This window comes from Oceanobacillus senegalensis, assembly GCF_900176885.1.
Classification (GTDB): domain Bacteria; phylum Bacillota; class Bacilli; order Bacillales; family Amphibacillaceae; genus Oceanobacillus; species Oceanobacillus senegalensis.
This window is the reverse complement of sequence record NZ_LT839648.1, coordinates 3,960,647-3,980,006: the sequence shown is the minus strand read 5'-3', so window position 1 is coordinate 3,980,006 and position 19,360 is coordinate 3,960,647. Positions and strand designations below refer to the sequence as shown.

21 protein-coding genes are annotated in these 19,360 nt (G+C 39.1%); 14 read left to right on the top strand and 7 right to left on the bottom strand.

All coding sequences use genetic code 11. The features are described from left to right. Window positions 1-324, top strand: a 324-nt coding sequence (locus CAO17_RS21490) for a hypothetical protein (protein WP_218775580.1), incomplete at its 5' end; no start/stop codon positions are given. Window positions 325-406: 82 nt separating this feature from the next. Further along, window positions 407-1,120, top strand: a complete 714-nt coding sequence (locus tag CAO17_RS19220) for a hypothetical protein (RefSeq protein ID WP_085994102.1) — start codon at window positions 407-409, stop codon at window positions 1,118-1,120. Between the two features lie 189 nt (window positions 1,121-1,309). Here CAO17_RS19220 and CAO17_RS19215 read toward each other — a convergent pair whose 3' ends face one another. Both CAO17_RS19215 and CAO17_RS19210 read right to left on the bottom strand, forming a co-directional pair. Next, entirely contained in the window at window positions 1,310-2,887 is a 1,578-nt protein-coding gene (locus CAO17_RS19215) for an FAD-dependent oxidoreductase (RefSeq protein WP_085994101.1), read from the bottom strand. 387 nt (window positions 2,888-3,274) lie between these two features. Continuing rightward, window positions 3,275-4,138 carry a DUF421 domain-containing protein gene (locus CAO17_RS19210; RefSeq protein ID WP_085994100.1) on the bottom strand — a complete coding sequence of 288 codons (864 nt, stop codon included), beginning with the start codon at window positions 4,136-4,138 and terminating at the stop codon, window positions 3,275-3,277. 88 nt (window positions 4,139-4,226) lie between these two features. Between CAO17_RS19210 and CAO17_RS19205 the strand changes: the two genes are divergently transcribed. From CAO17_RS19205 to CAO17_RS19195, 3 genes are all read left to right on the top strand, one after another. Beyond that, window positions 4,227-4,562, top strand: coding sequence for a DUF4363 family protein (locus CAO17_RS19205; RefSeq protein WP_179151990.1), 336 nt, complete (start codon window positions 4,227-4,229; stop codon window positions 4,560-4,562). Window positions 4,563-4,591: 29 nt separating this feature from the next. After that, window positions 4,592-4,804, top strand: coding sequence for a DUF1657 domain-containing protein (locus CAO17_RS19200; protein ID WP_085994098.1), 213 nt, complete (start codon window positions 4,592-4,594; stop codon window positions 4,802-4,804). A 194-nt stretch (window positions 4,805-4,998) separates the two neighbouring features. Then, complete coding sequence (locus CAO17_RS19195) at window positions 4,999-5,298, top strand: hypothetical protein (protein WP_085994097.1); 300 nt, start codon at window positions 4,999-5,001, stop codon at window positions 5,296-5,298. 1,011 nt (window positions 5,299-6,309) lie between these two features. Here the strand turns inward: CAO17_RS19195 and CAO17_RS19190 are convergent. Beyond that, complete coding sequence (locus CAO17_RS19190; protein ID WP_085994100.1) at window positions 6,310-7,173, bottom strand: DUF421 domain-containing protein; 864 nt, start codon at window positions 7,171-7,173, stop codon at window positions 6,310-6,312. An 88-nt stretch (window positions 7,174-7,261) separates the two neighbouring features. Here CAO17_RS19190 and CAO17_RS19185 point away from each other — a divergent pair, with 88 nt between their 5' ends. The 8 genes from CAO17_RS19185 to CAO17_RS19150 all read left to right on the top strand — a co-directional run bounded on the left by CAO17_RS19185 (window position 7,262) and on the right by CAO17_RS19150 (window position 14,036). After that, complete coding sequence (locus tag CAO17_RS19185) at window positions 7,262-7,597, top strand: DUF4363 family protein (RefSeq protein WP_179151990.1); 336 nt, start codon at window positions 7,262-7,264, stop codon at window positions 7,595-7,597. Window positions 7,598-7,626: 29 nt separating this feature from the next. Continuing rightward, complete coding sequence (locus tag CAO17_RS19180; protein WP_085994098.1) at window positions 7,627-7,839, top strand: DUF1657 domain-containing protein; 213 nt, start codon at window positions 7,627-7,629, stop codon at window positions 7,837-7,839. 194 nt (window positions 7,840-8,033) lie between these two features. Next, window positions 8,034-8,333 (top strand): hypothetical protein, encoded by a 300-nt coding sequence (locus tag CAO17_RS19175; protein WP_085994097.1) that lies wholly within the window; start codon window positions 8,034-8,036, stop codon window positions 8,331-8,333. A 998-nt stretch (window positions 8,334-9,331) separates the two neighbouring features. Further along, the gene (locus tag CAO17_RS19170) at window positions 9,332-10,282 is read left to right on the top strand and encodes a glycosyltransferase family 2 protein (protein ID WP_085994096.1); all 951 of its coding nucleotides are present in this window, start codon (window positions 9,332-9,334) and stop codon (window positions 10,280-10,282) included. 385 nt (window positions 10,283-10,667) lie between these two features. Next, window positions 10,668-11,999: a DUF6020 family protein gene (locus tag CAO17_RS19165; RefSeq protein WP_143833784.1), complete on the top strand. Its 1,332-nt coding sequence runs from the start codon at window positions 10,668-10,670 to the stop codon at window positions 11,997-11,999. Continuing rightward, window positions 11,996-12,343: an EamA family transporter gene (locus CAO17_RS19160; RefSeq protein WP_085994094.1), complete on the top strand. Its 348-nt coding sequence runs from the start codon at window positions 11,996-11,998 to the stop codon at window positions 12,341-12,343. The genes CAO17_RS19165 and CAO17_RS19160 overlap by 4 nt, the downstream gene beginning before the upstream one ends. Then, the gene (locus CAO17_RS19155; protein WP_085994093.1) at window positions 12,330-12,665 is read left to right on the top strand and encodes an EamA family transporter; all 336 of its coding nucleotides are present in this window, start codon (window positions 12,330-12,332) and stop codon (window positions 12,663-12,665) included. Before CAO17_RS19160 ends, CAO17_RS19155 begins: the two co-directional genes overlap by 14 nt. Window positions 12,666-13,034: 369 nt before the next feature. Beyond that, window positions 13,035-14,036 carry a DUF3231 family protein gene (locus CAO17_RS19150; protein ID WP_085994092.1) on the top strand — a complete coding sequence of 334 codons (1,002 nt, stop codon included), beginning with the start codon at window positions 13,035-13,037 and terminating at the stop codon, window positions 14,034-14,036. Between the two features lie 396 nt (window positions 14,037-14,432). On the opposite strand, the gene galU is transcribed toward CAO17_RS19150, so the two are convergent. Both galU and CAO17_RS19140 read right to left on the bottom strand, forming a co-directional pair. Beyond that, entirely contained in the window at window positions 14,433-15,317 is an 885-nt protein-coding gene (gene galU / locus CAO17_RS19145; RefSeq protein ID WP_085994091.1) for a UTP--glucose-1-phosphate uridylyltransferase GalU, read from the bottom strand. Window positions 15,318-15,529: 212 nt separating this feature from the next. Further along, complete coding sequence (locus CAO17_RS19140; RefSeq protein ID WP_085994090.1) at window positions 15,530-15,946, bottom strand: hypothetical protein; 417 nt, start codon at window positions 15,944-15,946, stop codon at window positions 15,530-15,532. Between the two features lie 99 nt (window positions 15,947-16,045). On the opposite strand from CAO17_RS19140, the gene CAO17_RS21485 reads away from it, so the two are divergent. Next, window positions 16,046-16,828 (top strand): hypothetical protein, encoded by a 783-nt coding sequence (locus tag CAO17_RS21485; RefSeq protein ID WP_218775579.1) that lies wholly within the window; start codon window positions 16,046-16,048, stop codon window positions 16,826-16,828. Here the strand turns inward: CAO17_RS21485 and CAO17_RS19135 are convergent. Next, window positions 16,767-17,822, bottom strand: a complete 1,056-nt coding sequence (locus tag CAO17_RS19135) for a glycosyltransferase family 4 protein (RefSeq protein WP_085994089.1) — start codon at window positions 17,820-17,822, stop codon at window positions 16,767-16,769. The two genes, CAO17_RS21485 and CAO17_RS19135, sit on opposite strands and share 62 nt — an antisense overlap. Window positions 17,823-18,239: 417 nt before the next feature. Continuing rightward, window positions 18,240-18,971, bottom strand: a complete 732-nt coding sequence (locus CAO17_RS19130; protein WP_085994087.1) for a glycerophosphodiester phosphodiesterase — start codon at window positions 18,969-18,971, stop codon at window positions 18,240-18,242. Window positions 18,972-19,360: the final 389 nt, after the last annotated feature.

The following is a 19,360-nucleotide window of genomic DNA, read 5'->3' as shown; positions in this document are numbered from 1 at the left end:
TCGGCTCTCCTTCCGGTTTATCGGCTCTCCCTCTGGTTTATCGGCTCTCCTTCTGGTTTATCGGCTCTCCTTCTGGTTTATCGGCTCTCCTTCTCGTTTATCGGCTTTCCTTCCTGTTTATCGGCGCTCCTTCTGGTTTATCGGCTCTCCCTCTGGTTTATCGGCTCTCCTGCCGATTTATCGGCGCTCCTGCCGATTTATCGGCTCTCCCACGTATTTATCGGCTCTCCCACGTATTTATCAGCTCTCCCACGTATTTATCAGCTCTCCCACAACTTTAAGGGCTATTTATTGTACAAATTTGTTGCATTTAAATTAGTTTGAATGATACCAGTGCCCAGTCATTCCTAATATAATAGAAATATTATAATAAGGCATTTAACCTATATATAAGGAGTAGATAAGCTTGTATTATAACGATTATTTTCCCCATGAGTATTTTTGGCGCCAAAAAGAGTATGGTTTTGGAATGTTAGCATCAAATAATCCCCCTATAATGCCTGACACAGGAATGGAGGAATCCGATATACCAAATGATGATCGCACTGCTGATGGACCTTCGGAAATTGAGGAAGCATTTTCGCCACAGCCCCAGGACGATTTAGCTAATGAATCCGTGTCGGAGGAAGTAGGCAGTCCATCTATAATGCCTAACACAGGAATGGAGGAATACGGTTTACCAAATGATGATCGCACTGCTGATGGACCTTCAGAAATTGAGGAAGCATTTTCGCCACAGCCCCAGGACGATTTAGCTAATGAATCCGTGTCAGAGGAAGTAGGCAGTCCATCTATAATGCCTGACACAGGGATGGCGAAACACGGTTTACCAAATGACAATCGCATTTCTGGTGAACCGGTAGAAGTTGAGGACTCGAGCGAATATAACAGAGGGGGAAGTCCAAGCATGTTTTCTGGTGGATATATAGGAACCGCCATTTATCCTGATTGGTATACCCGTATGCCTTTGGCGCTTGGAACTTATGGATTACAAACATGTGGAGGATATCATCCCTACAGATCACCAGGATTCGCTACAAGGTATTACCCTATACCATTTAACGGCATAATGCCTATCCCCATTGTACCTGTACCACTTAGGGGGTTTTACCGTTGTTAACTGATTAGAAGAACATCAAATGCAATTAAAATGTTCTTTTACACAACGAAGAACAACCATCATTAAAAATCTTTCTTTTGTACATTTGATTATCCGACAATTCTATTTGCTTTTTAATTGTTAATGCACCGTCTAGCAAAAAAACAGCAAAAATGCTACGGTATCTATTCCACCGTAGCATTTTTAACATTAGTAACCCGAGTCTTCTGATGTAATATTGTCAATCATCTTATAGTCATATTGCTGTAATGGCTTTTCAGCTGGACCCTCAACGACATCACCAGTATATGAAAATCTTGATCCATGGCATGGGCAATCCCAAGTTCGGTCACCACTATTCCATTCCACTTCGCATCCAACGTGGGTACAAGTTGTATCTACAATATGTAGTTCCCCTTCCGTATCCCTGTACGCACCCTTTCTTTCTCCTTTTACAGTAATGATAGCCCCCTCGTCGTTGGATAATGTTTTGGGGTCTATATCGCTTATTTGGAGTTTCCCCTTAATTAAATGCTTCGCAACATCCATGTTTTGAACAAAAAAGTTCTTTAGACTTGGTGTTGCGTAAAATCTGGATGGTGCATACAGATTTTGAAAGTTGTTTTTTTTGCCCATAACCATATCGCTAAGGAGAAGGGCGGCAGCAGTTCCATTGGACATCCCCCATTTTCTGTAACCGGTGGCAATTAATATGTTTGGCTGCCCCGATGTAATTTCTCCAATGTAAGGAACCTTATCCAGTGTGGTTAAATCTTGCGCTGACCATCTGTAGGCAATTTCCTCAATTCCCAAAACCTGTTCACCGAAGCTCTCTAAGGCTTCATAATGTTTCATGGTATCTGTTCCCTGTCCGGTTTTATGACTTTCCCCAACGATAAGTACCATTTCCTCCCCATTGATTGTTACGGATCTTAGGGAACGATTTGGTCTATCCGCGCTTATAAAGAGTCCATCCGGAAGCTTTTTATCAGTTTTTGCCGCAAGCACGTAGGACCGGTCCGCATACATTCTTGTGGAATAGAGTCCAACTCCCTCGTAAAAAGGAAAATGTGAACAGGCTAGGACATAGTCCGCTGTAACACGGCCCCCTTCATGCGTAAGGACTGTTGGTTGATTATCTGTTTCAACATTCACCGCGGTCGTATTCTCAAAAATCTGCCCTCCTTTATCCGTAATATGTTGGATAAGGCGTTTTAGGTATTTAAGTGGATGAAACTGTGCTTGATTTCTCATAACCAATGCATTTCTAACATCTATATCCAATGGAACGGTATCAACCAACTTTCCATCGATTCCAAGCTTTTCATATGCATCGGCTTCCTTTTTTATTTTTTGCTCATATTCCTCCGTGGTTGCATATATGTATGCATCTTGTTTTTTAAAGTCACAATCAATTTGAAGTTCATCGATCGTTTTCTTCATAAAGTTTAAGGCCCCTATATTAGCCTCGTAATACAATCTTGCCTCGCTTTTTCCCATGTTAGTAATCAACTCATCATAAATTAAATCATGCTGAGCAGTAATCTTTGCCGTTGTATGCCCTGTTGTACCATTTAGTACCCTGTCCGCCTCCAAAATTGCAACCTTTAATCCTTTATTTACCAGAAGATAGGCGGATGTTATCCCAGTAATACCACCTCCTACAATAACAACATCAACATGAGCGTCCTTCTCCAATTTGGGGAACGTTGGCAATTCGGTGGAATCTCTCCAATAGGATTCCGTTGACTTTGGTAGTTTACCCTTTGCGAAATCTTCATTTTCCATAATATCGGTCCTCCTTTTTTAAGTACTATTAGGATTTCCATTTATCGGTTGACTATACTGGACAATATAATGGGGTCCCGGCTTTTATAGTCATTTTAGGAAATTGTAATTAGCTATTTTCGAAGCAAATAAGGTGATTCACATCAAATATTGGCAAATGGGGAACAATGGGGTACACGTTAATGTTGAAGCAAGTTATGAAATGATAAAGAGGGATGGCCGTTTTGATCCGAAATAGATTGTTTATCAAGAGGTTCCACCAAAAATCTAGTTGAATGATTTAGAACCTGTGCCAATCTAAAGGCGTTGAACGCATAAAAGCCTATGGTTTCTCTGTTAATCAATGTTGCTTGGGGTAACGAATACATTTAAATTAAGCTTGCAGGATTATTCTTTTAGATAAGGTAATAATGAATCAAGCGTATTTTTAAGACTATTGGCGTGTTTCTGGTATGATTTTTTTGCCTCGGGGTCCTCTGTCTGTAAGGAGAAGCTCTCTAAGTCTGCTTGTACCTTTTTAAGTGAGGCTGAAAGTAATGGCTTTTGTATGATTTGTTGCTGTACTACTTGATCTTTGTATAAATCAACATAAACATTTCCCTTTGAATCAATTTGCGCCAAAAAAACATCCTCGAAATGAGTCGCCCCCTGTTTCATAATCTCACCGAGTAGCCATTTATCCGAATAGCCACGTTTCAAAAGACCTTTTTTCAATAGTTGACCATCTGCAATCACGATTGTTGGGCTGTGTTCTTTTTCAACAGAAAGCCCCATTTGACTAGGTGTAAGGGGCTGTTGATCAACCTTTTTCATGACACTTAATTGCCCGTTTGTTTCAAAAACTGCCATTTCCACATCAGAAATCTTGAATACACTCTTCTCTCTTAACATCAACATTAATTCATCAACCGTCAAATGATTTCTTTTTAATTCCCTTTCTTGAACGTTACCATTGCTAATCACGATGGAAGGAGTTCCGTCTGTAAAGTGGCGGAATTTCATGGATTTTATTCCCCAAATCCCTAACAATAGTGGAAAAATTCCCCAAACGAGTAGCCCCATAATTCCATTAGAAATTTTTATATTTTGATCAACCGCCATTGCAGCTGCGATGGAACCGATTGTAATCCCCACTACGTAGTCAAAAAAGGTCATTTGGGAAAGTTGTTTTTTCCCCATTATTCTTGTCAAAGCCAACAAAATAAGAAATGAAATCATGGACCTAATTAAAGTTAGGATTAATTCAGGCATGTATATAACCCCCATTTTTCTATTCATATGTAATGCTTTTATATTATTGGACATAATAGGGTTAAACATGCGGGAGGTGTTTGCTTTAGTGGGGAAATCCATGAAAATTTTAATACTTATCGTAATAAGTGTGTTATTGGTGGGATGTCAAGGTGAAGAAACATTTAACCAAACCATGGATGACATCAAGCAGTCGGTTGAACAGAACGAATGGAAACAGGCAAAACATAAGATCAAAACATTAGCAGAAATATATACGAAGGAAAAATGGAAGTTACAGCTTATGGGTGATGAAGCAGAATATGAAGGAATTAGTGTTGAATTGGAAAAACTAAAGGAAGCTGTTGATGCAAAAGACAAAACCCAGATTAAGGTTGGATTGGGTGAGATACGCGGACTTTTACGTGGCATTTATTCATTTTAGGAAATTACAATGAAGAAAGGGAATGGATTATGACAGTTGGCAACCAAGTAAGGGAGGCGTTGGGTACGTTATTAAGTGCCCAGGCAAGTCTTGAACAACTTATTCTTAAGGCGCAAAGTGAAAAGACAAAACAAATTTATTCCAATGCCGTCGGGGAAATTAAAGGTATTACAGATTTTCTTGATAATCGGCTTAAGAAATTGGAACAGGAGGAACCTCAGTATCGTAGCAGCGAGGAATAGCCAAAGGGTGGGCTGCTCGTTAATATATAAAACGACTATTATGAGGGGACCTTGGTACGTTATCGTAGTACCTTATAGAAATCATAAAACACAGGGAAAATGGGGATGCTAAAAATTGAAAAACTTTATTGTAGCCTATTGACGCTAACATTATAGGTCCTGAACCATTATATAGAGAAAGGGTAGATTATCATATGGAATTTCCCGTTATACAAACAAATTTTTGGGATGGAGTTATTGCTGTACCGCTAATTGTTATCCTAACGCAACTTTTTAAGATATTTCCAATACCTCGTCAATATTTCCCTACTATCGCATCCATCTTAGGGTTTATTATATCCATCTTTATCAGTCATAGGGGGGATCTATGGGCTGGAATTTTTATGGGTGGATTTTACGGAGCTGCCGCTGTTGGCTTTTATGCGTCTTTAAAAACTACTTGGTTAACCTTTCTTAAAAAGAGAAGAAAAAAGATAAATAAGCAAATTACATGATAAGGTAACGGCTAATAACTAAAACAAGTAGCTATCATATTTTAAAGGGGTTACATAATACTAAAGGAATGGCTCATTTAATATTTCCAAGTTTCCCCAATGGTTTTGCAAAATTCCATATTGTTATTAGCCTCGCCTACACTTATAAACTGATGGATTATCGAAAATTACCGAATGTTCGTGGAGTTGTATTTTTGGTCGATTATGTAGGGCCCTCCTATACTGGGGTCCCCGAAAATGGATCATTTTTTATTGTTATATTAAATAAGTTATGTTAAATCAAAAACAATTGTTTGGGATATTGCCCAAATGGTTCTATTTGGTAAAAATAGGAAACCCTTTTATCATGCACCGGGGGATTGTAAATAGTAGGTGATTTATTAGCGCTCCTTCTAATTTATCAGCGTTCCCTCCTATTTATCGGCACTCCTTCTAATTTATCGGCGTTCCCTACAACTTATCGGCACTCCTTCTAGTTTATCAGCGTTCCCTCTAATTTATCGGCTCTCCTTCTAATTTATCAGCGTTCCCTCATATTTATCGGCTCTCCTTCTAATTTATCAGCGTTCCCTCATATTTATCGGCGTNTGGTAGTTTACCCTTTGCGAAATCTTCATTTTCCATAATATCGGTCCTCCTTTTTTAAGTACTATTAGGATTTCCATTTATCGGTTGACTATACTGGACAATATAATGGGGTCCCGGCTTTTATAGTCATTTTAGGAAATTGTAATTAGCTATTTTCGAAGCAAATAAGGTGATTCACATCAAATATTGGCAAATGGGGAACAATGGGGTACACGTTAATGTTGAAGCAAGTTATGAAATGATAAAGAGGGATGGCCGTTTTGATCCGAAATAGATTGTTTATCAAGAGGTTCCACCAAAAATCTAGTTGAATGATTTAGAACCTGTGCCAATCTAAAGGCGTTGAACGCATAAAAGCCTATGGTTTCTCTGTTAATCAATGTTGCTTGGGGTAACGAATACATTTAAATTAAGCTTGCAGGATTATTCTTTTAGATAAGGTAATAATGAATCAAGCGTATTTTTAAGACTATTGGCGTGTTTCTGGTATGATTTTTTTGCCTCGGGGTCCTCTGTCTGTAAGGAGAAGCTCTCTAAGTCTGCTTGTACCTTTTTAAGTGAGGCTGAAAGTAATGGCTTTTGTATGATTTGTTGCTGTACTACTTGATCTTTGTATAAATCAACATAAACATTTCCCTTTGAATCAATTTGCGCCAAAAAAACATCCTCGAAATGAGTCGCCCCCTGTTTCATAATCTCACCGAGTAGCCATTTATCCGAATAGCCACGTTTCAAAAGACCTTTTTTCAATAGTTGACCATCTGCAATCACGATTGTTGGGCTGTGTTCTTTTTCAACAGAAAGCCCCATTTGACTAGGTGTAAGGGGCTGTTGATCAACCTTTTTCATGACACTTAATTGCCCGTTTGTTTCAAAAACTGCCATTTCCACATCAGAAATCTTGAATACACTCTTCTCTCTTAACATCAACATTAATTCATCAACCGTCAAATGATTTCTTTTTAATTCCCTTTCTTGAACGTTACCATTGCTAATCACGATGGAAGGAGTTCCGTCTGTAAAGTGGCGGAATTTCATGGATTTTATTCCCCAAATCCCTAACAATAGTGGAAAAATTCCCCAAACGAGTAGCCCCATAATTCCATTAGAAATTTTTATATTTTGATCAACCGCCATTGCAGCTGCGATGGAACCGATTGTAATCCCCACTACGTAGTCAAAAAAGGTCATTTGGGAAAGTTGTTTTTTCCCCATTATTCTTGTCAAAGCCAACAAAATAAGAAATGAAATCATGGACCTAATTAAAGTTAGGATTAATTCAGGCATGTATATAACCCCCATTTTTCTATTCATATGTAATGCTTTTATATTATTGGACATAATAGGGTTAAACATGCGGGAGGTGTTTGCTTTAGTGGGGAAATCCATGAAAATTTTAATACTTATCGTAATAAGTGTGTTATTGGTGGGATGTCAAGGTGAAGAAACATTTAACCAAACCATGGATGACATCAAGCAGTCGGTTGAACAGAACGAATGGAAACAGGCAAAACATAAGATCAAAACATTAGCAGAAATATATACGAAGGAAAAATGGAAGTTACAGCTTATGGGTGATGAAGCAGAATATGAAGGAATTAGTGTTGAATTGGAAAAACTAAAGGAAGCTGTTGATGCAAAAGACAAAACCCAGATTAAGGTTGGATTGGGTGAGATACGCGGACTTTTACGTGGCATTTATTCATTTTAGGAAATTACAATGAAGAAAGGGAATGGATTATGACAGTTGGCAACCAAGTAAGGGAGGCGTTGGGTACGTTATTAAGTGCCCAGGCAAGTCTTGAACAACTTATTCTTAAGGCGCAAAGTGAAAAGACAAAACAAATTTATTCCAATGCCGTCGGGGAAATTAAAGGTATTACAGATTTTCTTGATAATCGGCTTAAGAAATTGGAACAGGAGGAACCTCAGTATCGTAGCAGCGAGGAATAGCCAAAGGGTGGGCTGCTCGTTAATATATAAAACGACTATTATGAGGGGACCTTGGTACGTTATCGTAGTACCTTATAGAAATCATAAAACACAGGGAAAATGGGGATGCTAAAAATTGAAAAACTTTATTGTAGCCTATTGACGCTAACATTATAGGTCCTGAACCATTATATAGAGAAAGGGTAGATTATCATATGGAATTTCCCGTTATACAAACAAATTTTTGGGATGGAGTTATTGCTGTACCGCTAATTGTTATCCTAACGCAACTTTTTAAGATATTTCCAATACCTCGTCAATATTTCCCTACTATCGCATCCATCTTAGGGTTTATTATATCCATCTTTATCAGTCATAGGGGGGATCTATGGGCTGGAATTTTTATGGGTGGATTTTACGGAGCTGCCGCTGTTGGCTTTTATGCGTCTTTAAAAACTACTTGGTTAACCTTTCTTAAAAAGAGAAGAAAAAAGATAAATAAGCAAATTACATGATAAGGTAACGGCTAATAACTAAAACAAGTAGCTATCATATTTTAAAGGGGTTACATAATACTAAAGGAATGGCTCATTTAATATTTCCAAGTTTCCCCAATGGTTTTGCAAAATTCCATATTGTTATTAGCCTCGCCTACACTTATAAACTGATGGATTATCGAAAATTACCGAATGTTCGTGGAGTTGTATTTTTGGTCGATTATGTAGGGCCCTCCTATACTGGGGTCCCCGAAAATGGATCATTTTTTATTGTTATATTAAATAAGTTATGTTAAATCAAAAACAATTGTTTGGGATATTGCCCAAATGGTTCTATTTGGTAAAAATAGGAAACCCTTTTATCATGCACCGGGGGATTGTAAATAGTAGGTGATTTATTAGCGCTCCTTCTAATTTATCAGCGTTCCCTCCTATTTATCGGCACTCCTTCTAATTTATCGGCGTTCCCTACAACTTATCGGCACTCCTTCTAGTTTATCAGCGTTCCCTCTAATTTATCGGCTCTCCTTCTAATTTATCAGCGTTCCCTCATATTTATCGGCTCTCCTTCTAATTTATCAGCGTTCCCTCATATTTATCGGCGTTCCTTCTAGTTTATCGGCTCTCCCTCTAGTTTATCGGCTCTCCTTCTAATTTATCGGCGTTCCCTACAATTTATCGGCTCTCCTTCTAGTTTATCGGCGTTCCCTCCTATTTATCGGCGCTCCTTCTAATTTATCGGCTTTCCCACTAATTTATCGGCTCTCCTTCTAACTTATCGGCGTTCCCTCCTATTTATCGGCACTCCCTCCAACTTATCGGCACTCACGCCAATTTATCAGCGTTCCCACCTATTTATCGGCACTCCCTCCTATTTATCAGCTCTCCCACCAATTTATCGGCGCTCCCACCTGCTCCCCCCAACCTTACCTCCTTTCCATAAACTATTCATCATAAAATACGAACTTTTGGGCACACTAGTTTTATATCTAATGTAATCGTTAGGGGTGATTTTATTGCAAATAGCGGTTCTTATTCCTTGTTATAATGAAGAACAGACAGTTGGTGCGGTTATTCAAGATTTTCAAAAGGAACTTCCGGAAGCAACTATCTATGTTTATGATAATAATTCCAAGGATCGTACATCTGAGGTAGCTGCTGCCCATGGTGCTGTTGTGAAAAAGGAAATTCGGCAGGGGAAAGGGAATGTGGTTCGGTCGATGTTCCGTGAGATTGAAGCGGATTGCTATGTCATGGTGGATGGCGATGATACCTACCCTGCTCATTTTGTCCATCAATTAATTGAACCGATTAAAAATAACGAGGCGAATATGGTTATTGGGGATCGTTTATCGAATGGTACATATACAGAAGAAAATAAACGGCCGATGCATAATTTTGGAAATAACTTAGTGAAAGGCTGTATAAACTTTTTATATAAGAGTGATGTCAAGGATATTATGACAGGTTACCGTGCATTTGATTCCTTGTTTGTCAAATCAATGCCTGTCATGAGTCCGGGGTTTGAAATTGAAACAGAGATGACCATTCATGCTTTGGAGAATCGTTTGGCTATTAAAGAAATTCCCATTGAATATAGGGATAGACCGGAGGGTAGTGAATCCAAGTTAAATACGGTAAGTGATGGGTTGAAGGTGCTAGGAACGATATTTACCTTATTCAAGGAATACAAACCGATGATATTCTTCAGTATTTGGTCCTTGATTTTTCTTTTTTTTGGGCTAGCTGTTGGCATGCCCGTTATCGCGGAATTCGTATGGACTGGCTATATTTTTAAAATTCCATCTGCCATTCTTGCGGTGGGGTTAATTATTTTATCCGTTCTTTCTTTTATTTGTGGATTAATATTGGATACGGTAGCTGAAAATCATAAAAGGCAATATGAGCTTGAATTGAATCATATTTATAATCAACGTGTAAAAGGTAGGGTACGTAGTGAATTTTAAGAGATTCGTTATCCTTGTCCTATGGAGCATACTCAGTACAGTCGCTTTTATCTCCCTGGTTCGATCCATTATCGGGGTGTCCTTCGTCATTATAGTCATCGTTTTTATTGTGTTCGGGGCACTCTATTGGGTACTGCTGCGTGATTTTCATTCCTGGAAAAGTGTTGTATGGCAAGGAAAAGTCATCAGCTTTTTGCTTCCTTTTAGCATCGTATTATTCTTTAGCCTAAAAGGCTCGTTGACACGTTTATTAGACAACCATATCATAGTCCAACTTTATGTGTATCTCGGAAGTTTCCTTTCCATATTAATCGGAGTCAGTGTTTTGATTTATTTGCTTTCTTCTATCCAATGGGAGCTTAAGGACCTGGGGATATCGAGGAGCATGATGATTTGGTATGCGATTCCTTCGATAATCGTTTGGAGTATATTTTTACTTGCATTTTTCCCTGGGGAAATGTCTCCTGATTCGTTTTCCCATTGGAGACAGGTGCAGACCCATGAATTCAGTAACTGGCAATCTGTTGTTTATACCTGGTTGATGATTGGTCTGACGAATATATGGGATTCGCCGGCAAGCATTGGTCTTGTGCAAATTGTCACGCTTTCTCTTGTGTTTGGTTATGGGATGTACCGTTTGCAGAAGGCTGGCATTCCTCCTCTTTATACTTGGATGATGGCAGGACTCTTTGCTCTTTCTCCGATTAATGGAATCTTTTCGATTATTATTTGGAAGGACATCCTTTATAGCACGTTTATTTTCCTATTAAGTCTTATCGCCTTTGCCATTTTCGCAACAAGGGGGAAATGGTTGAACAGCTGGGGTCACCTATTTTTATTTGGGTTTACGTCCCTTGCCATCCTCCTTCTAAGAAGCACTGGGATTGCTCTGTTTATCTTATTTTCGATTTTGTTGCTTTTTTCGTATCGAAACTATCTCAAGCAAATTGCAGGAAGCTTAGCAGGAGTTCTCGTTCTTTATTTTATCGTAAGTGGTCCCGTTTATGATTATTTTGAAGTGAAACCGAGTGATCCCAATGAAGCACTAGGAATGCCAACACAGCAAATTGCACGAATCATCACGTATGATGGTCATTTAACCGAAGAACAAGAAAATTATTACTTTAGCATCATGCCTAAGGAAAAATGGATAGAATTATATGATCCCTATATTACTGACCCTATTAAATTTTCCGGCCCGTACAGTGCAGGCCGTCATGTTATATTCGAGGACCTCGGTCGGTATTTTTCCAATTGGTTCAAAATTGTGATGCAAAATCCACGTCTCGCTGTGGAGGCAACCCTGAAGCAGACGTCTCTTGTCTGGCAAATCAATGAGCCAGAGGATGGTTACACCAACTTATGGCCAGGAGGGATTTACCGACATAATACGTATGGCATCACACAGGAACCAGTAAGTGTAGAGCTTCATCACCGGTTAAATGAATGGCTCGTATGGACGGAAGAGAAGTTAAAGGAACTCATATGGCGACCGGCAACCTATTTATTTACCGTCATCCTTCTTACATTTGCCGCTTCCCTTAAGAATGGATGGCGTGCTTGGGTTGTCGCAACACCTGTACTTTTAAACACGCTTGCGATTTTTGCAGCCATGCCTGCGCAGGATTTCCGATACTTATATTCGCTATCCATGGTCCCATTTCTGTTACTTCCTTTTTCCTTTTTAACCTTTCAGACAGTGGATGAGAAAACATGAATAGTATCGCGCGCTCCCTTCAAAAAAATAAAATTGGAATCCTGTTGATGGTAACCTCAGCCTTGTTCACGGCATTGGGGCAACTATTTTGGAAAATTTCCGGTGGAGGGATCAATCTATATCTGATCGTTGGTTTTTTCCTTTATGGGCTCGGTGCTGTTTTTATGATCGTAGCCTTCCGATTTGGAAGTTTATCCGTCCTTCATCCATTGCTCAGTCTGGGATATGTGTTCGGTCTGTTTTTTGGAAGCATCTTTCTGGATGAAACATTAACGATGAAAATTTTATTAGGAACCGGCTTGATCATCATTGGGGCGGTTTGTATAGGGGGTGGGGATCATTAGCAATGTCTTCTATATTCTCACCCTTACATTGGCGGGTTCTCTTGGTGGCCTGTTTTTCAAAAGAGCTAGTGCGAATGGGTTGAGCCTGAACCGAACACTGTTCTCTAATCTTGCTATTGGTGGGACATGCTATCTTATCGGTGCGGGTCTGAATATTTATGTATTAACCCAATTACCGTATTCGATTGTTTATCCCTTAACATCGTTAACCTACGTTTGGACGTTCATTCTGTCGTATCTTTTTCTTCATGAGAATATTACCGTCAAAAAAGTAATGGGATTGTTGTTCATCTTTCTTGGGTCGGTTTTGTTGATTGGTTAGCGGGATAGATTATTGTTATGTACAAATCAATCGCTTATGGACTTAGGGCATGAAGACAAAAATATGGAGGAACATAGAAAGTAAATGTCTGTAGTAAGAGGATGAAGACGCTTATGCGCATGAGATGAACCTATATGAGGCCTCATCATGGGAATGAAGACGCATACGTGCATGGAACGAACCTTTAACCGGCATCAACAAGGGATGGAAGAGACTGACGCGGATGAAAAAATTTTTCCATTCAGAATCCAATTAACGTGCATGGAACACAAGACAACTAAACTTCAACTCTCCCTTCATAACCAATAAATATTTTGTAACGTTTAAGAAATACTAAACAATGGAAATACAATCTAGGAGGTATATAATATGCCTGAAAAACCCGCAATCACTTCATCAGAACTGGGTACATTATGGCTTACGTATCAAGAGAAAACAATGCTTTTACGAATGCTGGATTATTTCATAGAGCAAGCAGATGACGCTCAAGCAAAAAGTATCATGGTGGACTTATACGATGAAATTGATCCATATGTAGAGAAGATAGCCGTTATTTTCCAAAATGAAGGAGCTGCCATTCCAGTCGGATTTACTTCCGAGGATGTCAACAAAGGAGTACCTAAACTATACGACAATGGCTTTGACATCATGTTCGTACGCTTAACACAGGAAATCGGCATGGCCCTGCATACCCTAAATATTACGATGGCATCTCGCGAGGATATTATCATGGTTTTTAAAGACCTTACTGCGATTACGCAGAAATATTACAATGTTTGTACACAATATTTGATTGAAAAGGGAATGCACGCCCGGCCTCCTTATGTTTCTATGCCCAAAAAAGTAGAGTTTATTACAGATACTTCCTATTTAAGAGGAGGGCTTAATCCGTTAACGAATAAGCGAACCATGAACACGGTAGAGGTTGCGAATATGTTCCATGCGATTGAAACCAACATAACGGGATTGCAATTGATTACCGGTTTCGCTCAAGTCGCCAATTCACCTGAAGTCAAAAAATATTTTGGCAAAGGTGGAGAGATTTCCAAAAGCATCATTAAGGAGCTTCACGAAGTCTTTCTTGAAGATAACATTCAAGTACCTGCAGTATCAGGTGGCAATGTTACACAGTCAACGGTTCCTCCGTTCTCTGATAAATTGATGATATATTGTACCAGTCTCTTTTGTAGCTTTGCACTTGGAGGGAATTCTCTGGGCACGGCCTTCAGTTTACGAAATGATTTAACGGCCAAAACCACTGCGTTTATGAAGGATGTTTTCGAATATGCCCATGAGGGAGCGAAAATTATGATTAAGAACGGCTGGATGGAAGAACAGCCCCCGATGGGAGATCGAGAAAAACTTACGTAAAGAGTATGGAAATAGAAGATTGTTGTTTTATGCACCTTTCCAAATGCACTAATGTAACGCAATAATTTGGTGCTCATGCGAAGACTAAGGCATGTCCTAAGGAATGCAACTGCCCGAAACGAAAAGAAACACACAAGAAATCCTATTTAGAAAACGGATTCTTGTGTGTTTACTTATTTATTGGAATAGGCTGCCCACCCATTAATTGATTTTTTACACAATCTATTTTTGCCCTAAACGGCGCTCTATCCCCACCATACTTCCTATTCATCGTCGGATGGACTCTTTCCTATAACAAAAACCACTTATTTCTTATTTGAAATGAAGTGGTTTTTGTTTCTTTATACGGTATAGGTTATATCGAATAAAAATCATTATATAAACTTCGCATCCATTTTACTTGCCGTGTTCCTTGAGGACTTCTTCCATATATGCAAGCAATTGATCTCCAATATCATCACGTTCTAGTGCAAAGTCAATGGTTGCTTGGATAAATCCAAATTTATTTCCAATATCAAAGCGATGTCCGTCAAAATTATATGCAAGAATCTGCTGCTGCTCTTTCAGCTTTTCAATCGCATCGGTCAACTGGATTTCATTTCCCTTGCCAGGCTCCAATGTTTCTAGAATGGGGAAAATTTCTGGCGTTAACACATATCTTCCCATGATAGCCAGATTAGATGGTGCATTCTCAATGGATGGCTTTTCAATCAACGCATGTACGCCAGTTGTCTTCGGTCCAAATTCATTTGTCGTGTCCGGGTCAATTACCCCATAGCTTGAAACCTGCTCATCTGGCACTTCCTGCACACCAACCACAGAGGTCTGTTGCTGTTCAAAAACATCAATTAGTTGTTTTAAACAAGGTTCTTCCGACTGTACAATATCATCTCCTAGAAGCACCGCAAATGGCTCATTGCCAATAAAACGGCTAGCCACCGAGATAGCATGTCCCAGTCCTTTAGGCTCCTTCTGGCGGATGTAATGAATATTCGCCAATTCCGAAATCGCCCGAACCTCTTTTAGCTGCTCGGTTTTCCCTTTTTTCGCTAACGTTTCCTCTAATTCATAGGAAATATCAAAATGATCCTCAATGGCACGTTTTCCTCTACCGGATACAACAATAATATCCTCTATTCCGGAAGCAACCGCTTCCTCCACTATGTATTGAATCGTTGGTTTATCAACAATCGGCAGCATTTCTTTCGGCTGTGCCTTCGTTGCAGGCAAAAAACGAGTACCCAACCCTGCCGCTGGAATAATTGCCTTTTTTACCTTCATCATGTTTGCTCCTTTATCACATAATTAAACGCATACATTCACCATAATAATCTATATTTTATCATAGTATATAAAAACGTGACAATGTATAGGGTGTGACAGGAGGGTTAGGCACGTTGTGGTACCCATCATCTCACGTGTTCCTCCAGATGGTTGGTCCAAATGAATCGGTTCTGTTTTAGGATTTCCTAGTTAAACCAAGACCCCTTCGCTTATTTACCAAATGAACGTAGTTGCTCTAAAAACATTTTTTCTACTTTCTTCATAAACGTATGATCCACTTCGAAGCCACCCGAAATGCGGTGAGTCTGAGCAATCCCTCTTATATATGTTCTTTTTGATAACTCAAATGATAAAAGGAAATGTCCTAATGAATCCATGCTTTGCAAATTCAAGATAAACTCACCCATATCGATTGATTTTATACAAACTGAACCTTTTAATCTTTCATCAATCTTTTTCAATGAATGTACAAATTCATTTAATTCACTCATTCCAAACCAAACATTGTCATTTTGACCTGAAAACCCTTTACTCTTAACAGAGTTCATCGCTCTTACACTGTCTGAAACCACCTCAACCAATTCTAATTCAATATAGGAGTCCCTTGTATCAGATTCCAATCTCATAACACCACCACCTTAAGCAAATCTCATCGGCTTTTTCCAAGTGCCAGTAGGACGCATCTATTGTCGCACAGGGTACCGTGATTTTATCAACCTCTTCCTTTGTTATCAGCTTTCCTACTAGTTTATCAGCACTCATCCTGTTTTATCGGCTTTCCTTTCCAGTTATCGGCGCTCACCCTGTTTTATCGGCTTTCCTACTTGGTTATCGGCGCTCACCCTGATTTATCAGCACTCCTACTAGTTTATCGGCACTCACCCTGTTTTATCAGCTTTCCTACTTGGTTATCGGCGCTCTTCCTGTTTTATCGGCTTTCCTTTCCAGTTATCGGCACTCATCCTGTTTTATCAGCTTCCCTTTCCGGTTATCGGCGCTCACCCTGTTTTATCGGCTTTCCTTTCCGGTTATCGGCACTTACCCTGTTTTATCAGCACTCCTACCAGTTTATCGGTGCTCTTCCTGTTTTATCGGCTTTCCTACGAGTTTATCAGCACTCCTTCCAATTTATCGGCTTTCCTACTAGTTTATCAGCACTCATCCTGTTTTATCGGCTTTCCTACTGGTTTATCGGCACTCACCCTAATTTATCGGCTTTCCTACTAGTTTATCAGCACTCATCCTGTTTTATCGGCTTTCCTTTCCGGTTATCGGCACTTATCCTGTTTTATCAGCTTTCCTTTCCGGTTATCGGCACTCCTACTAGTTTATCAGCTTTCCTCCCTATTTATCAGCAATTCTCACAATATATCAGCATTCCCTTTCTCCATCAAAAAAAGCCAAATCCTTTACTTCTAGTAAAGAGATTTGACTTTTATCGTTTTATTATTTCGTTTCTTGTTTTTGTCCATCCATTAGGCTCAGTAGTGGACGGTATTTATGACTGATTAATCCTGTGACCTCAACGACTAGTTCGATAAGAATCAGTAATCCGATTAATGTAATGGTTGCGCCCCATATGGTTGCTTTTGTAAATACAATGGCTGCAATACTGAAGATAGCACTCATCGCATAAATCATAATTACCGTTTGGCGGTGACTGAAGCCAAGGTTAATCAAGCAGTGATGCAAATGAAATTTATCTGGTGCAGAAATAGGCTTTTTGTTAATGATACGGCGAATGATTGCAAATGTCGTATCTAGGATCGGAACTCCTAAAATAATAATCGGAACAATCAAGGAGAAGACCGCAACATTTTTAAATAGCCCCATTACTGCTAGTGAACTAATCATATATCCTAAAAATAAGGATCCTGTGTCACCCATAAAAATTTTCGCAGGGTTAAAATTATATTTTAGAAATCCTAGTGTACTTCCTAGCATCATAAAGCCTAGTAAAGCTACTGTTGGATTCCCCATCGAAATCGCTAGCCCCGAAAATGTTAGCAAAACAATGGAGGATACACCTGCAGCTAAGCCATCTAAACCATCTATTAGATTAATAGCATTGGTAATTGCAACAATCCATAGAATCGTTAGTGGTATGGCAAAATATCCAAATTCCACAATATTACCGGCTGGTAGTGTAATGAATTCAATTTTTATTCCACCAAGAACTGTAATCAATGCAGCTAATAGTTGACCCCCGAGCTTCATTTTAGCAGAAAGCTCTTTCATATCATCAATAATCCCAGTTATCACAATAATGAGACCACCGACTAGAACGGGCCAATATTTTAATACATCTGGAAAAAAGGCAAGAACTCCAATCAGAAATCCACTATAAATGGCCAATCCGCCCAATCTAGGCATTAATTTGGTATGTACTTTTCGATTATTTGGTTTATCAACTGCTCCCACTTTAATAGCAAATTTTATCACAAAAGGCGTGATTACCAATGTTGCCATAAATGTAATCACCAATGCGACGATGAATTCCATTTGTATCCCCCTATTTAGCTACAAATTATTCACGTTTCCTATCTTTCTACTAATCTTAGACGTTATGAAAATCAAAATGTTACATCTCTTTTTTTAAAATAAGGCTCGTATCCTTTTATCTCATATGAATTATAATCCATTATTTTTTAAAAAGCAATTAGATTCTCGCATAGTAATCAAATTGTTAAAAAGCGTTAAACTAGGTTAATAGCGACGCTTCTTACGCGCTTGATTGTATAAAACTAGCGTGCATATCTCCGATGTGGGCAGTTCAAAAGTTACCATATTTTATAAAAAACCCTAAAGAGCTCGTGGCAAACTCTTTAGGGGTGGGCAACATATTTAATAATCTTATTCTATAAAATGAAGTTGGGAAATATACCAACACAAGTCATTCCGTTTTTAACGGATAACCATCTATATCCCAACCTGCTCAAATGAATCTTCCATCAGACACTTTTTGGCTTGAAACCTTTCCAATTCATCCGTGGTAATCAGTACAGAAGGAAACTGCATCGTCATCCGCTCCATTTGATCCACTTCATTCACCGTCCAGGCAATAACTTGGACACCGAGTTCTTCGCATTTTTTAACATGCTTTTCTTTGATCGCAGTGTGGCGAATCGCAAAATACTTTGCGTCGAGATCTTTTAGCAAACGAAAATGGGAACGCCTTACCTTATTTACTAATGGTCCAATTTTTACTTCAGACGACATGCTCCTTAGTTTAGCCAAGGCCTTGAAATGGAAAGAGATAATGTAAACCTGATCCATCATATCCATTCTTTGAATCACTTCATACACCTTTTCCTCCAGGTTGTCATATAAATCGGTATTTTTTAATTCGATGGAAACGATGATTGTATCTTTCGCTATATGTAACACTTCTTCTAAACTCGGGATTTTTTCATTTGGATGGATGGCAAACTGTTTCAACTCTTTTAACGTCAAATCACGGATTTCCCCTACTCCATTTGTCATTCTATCAATCAAGGCATCATGCATGACAACAGGAATGCCATCTTTGCTTAAGTGGACATCAAGCTCCATGTGGGTAAACCCTAAATCAATCGCAGCCTGAAACGCGGATATCGTATTTTCTGGATATTTTGCAGAATAACCTCTATGCGCAATTCCTCGGATTTTCATAAAAGTCTCCTCTCATTGGAAAGCTTATTTAACTTCAGTATAGCGATTTATTGTTAAATTCCTGTGAAGGGAAGTTGAAAAGTCTGTAAAGATGGACGGCTTGGTTGGTAAGGGGAGGGCTCTTTTCTGCGCGGTCTGTCGCATAGCTCATAAGGATAGAATAAATCAAACGTTTGTTTCATTATTATTGTTTTGCTTAACGGGGGTACCCTTTGTTTCTTATCGGGGTAGCAGCGGGGCCCCTACTTTATCGGCCATCACCCTGTTTTATCGGCACTCCTTATCATTTATCGGCGATCCTACCCTTTTATCGGTGCTCCCACATTTTTATCGGCTTTCCCATCCTTTTATCGGCACTCACCCTCTTTTATCAGCTTTCCTACCCTTTT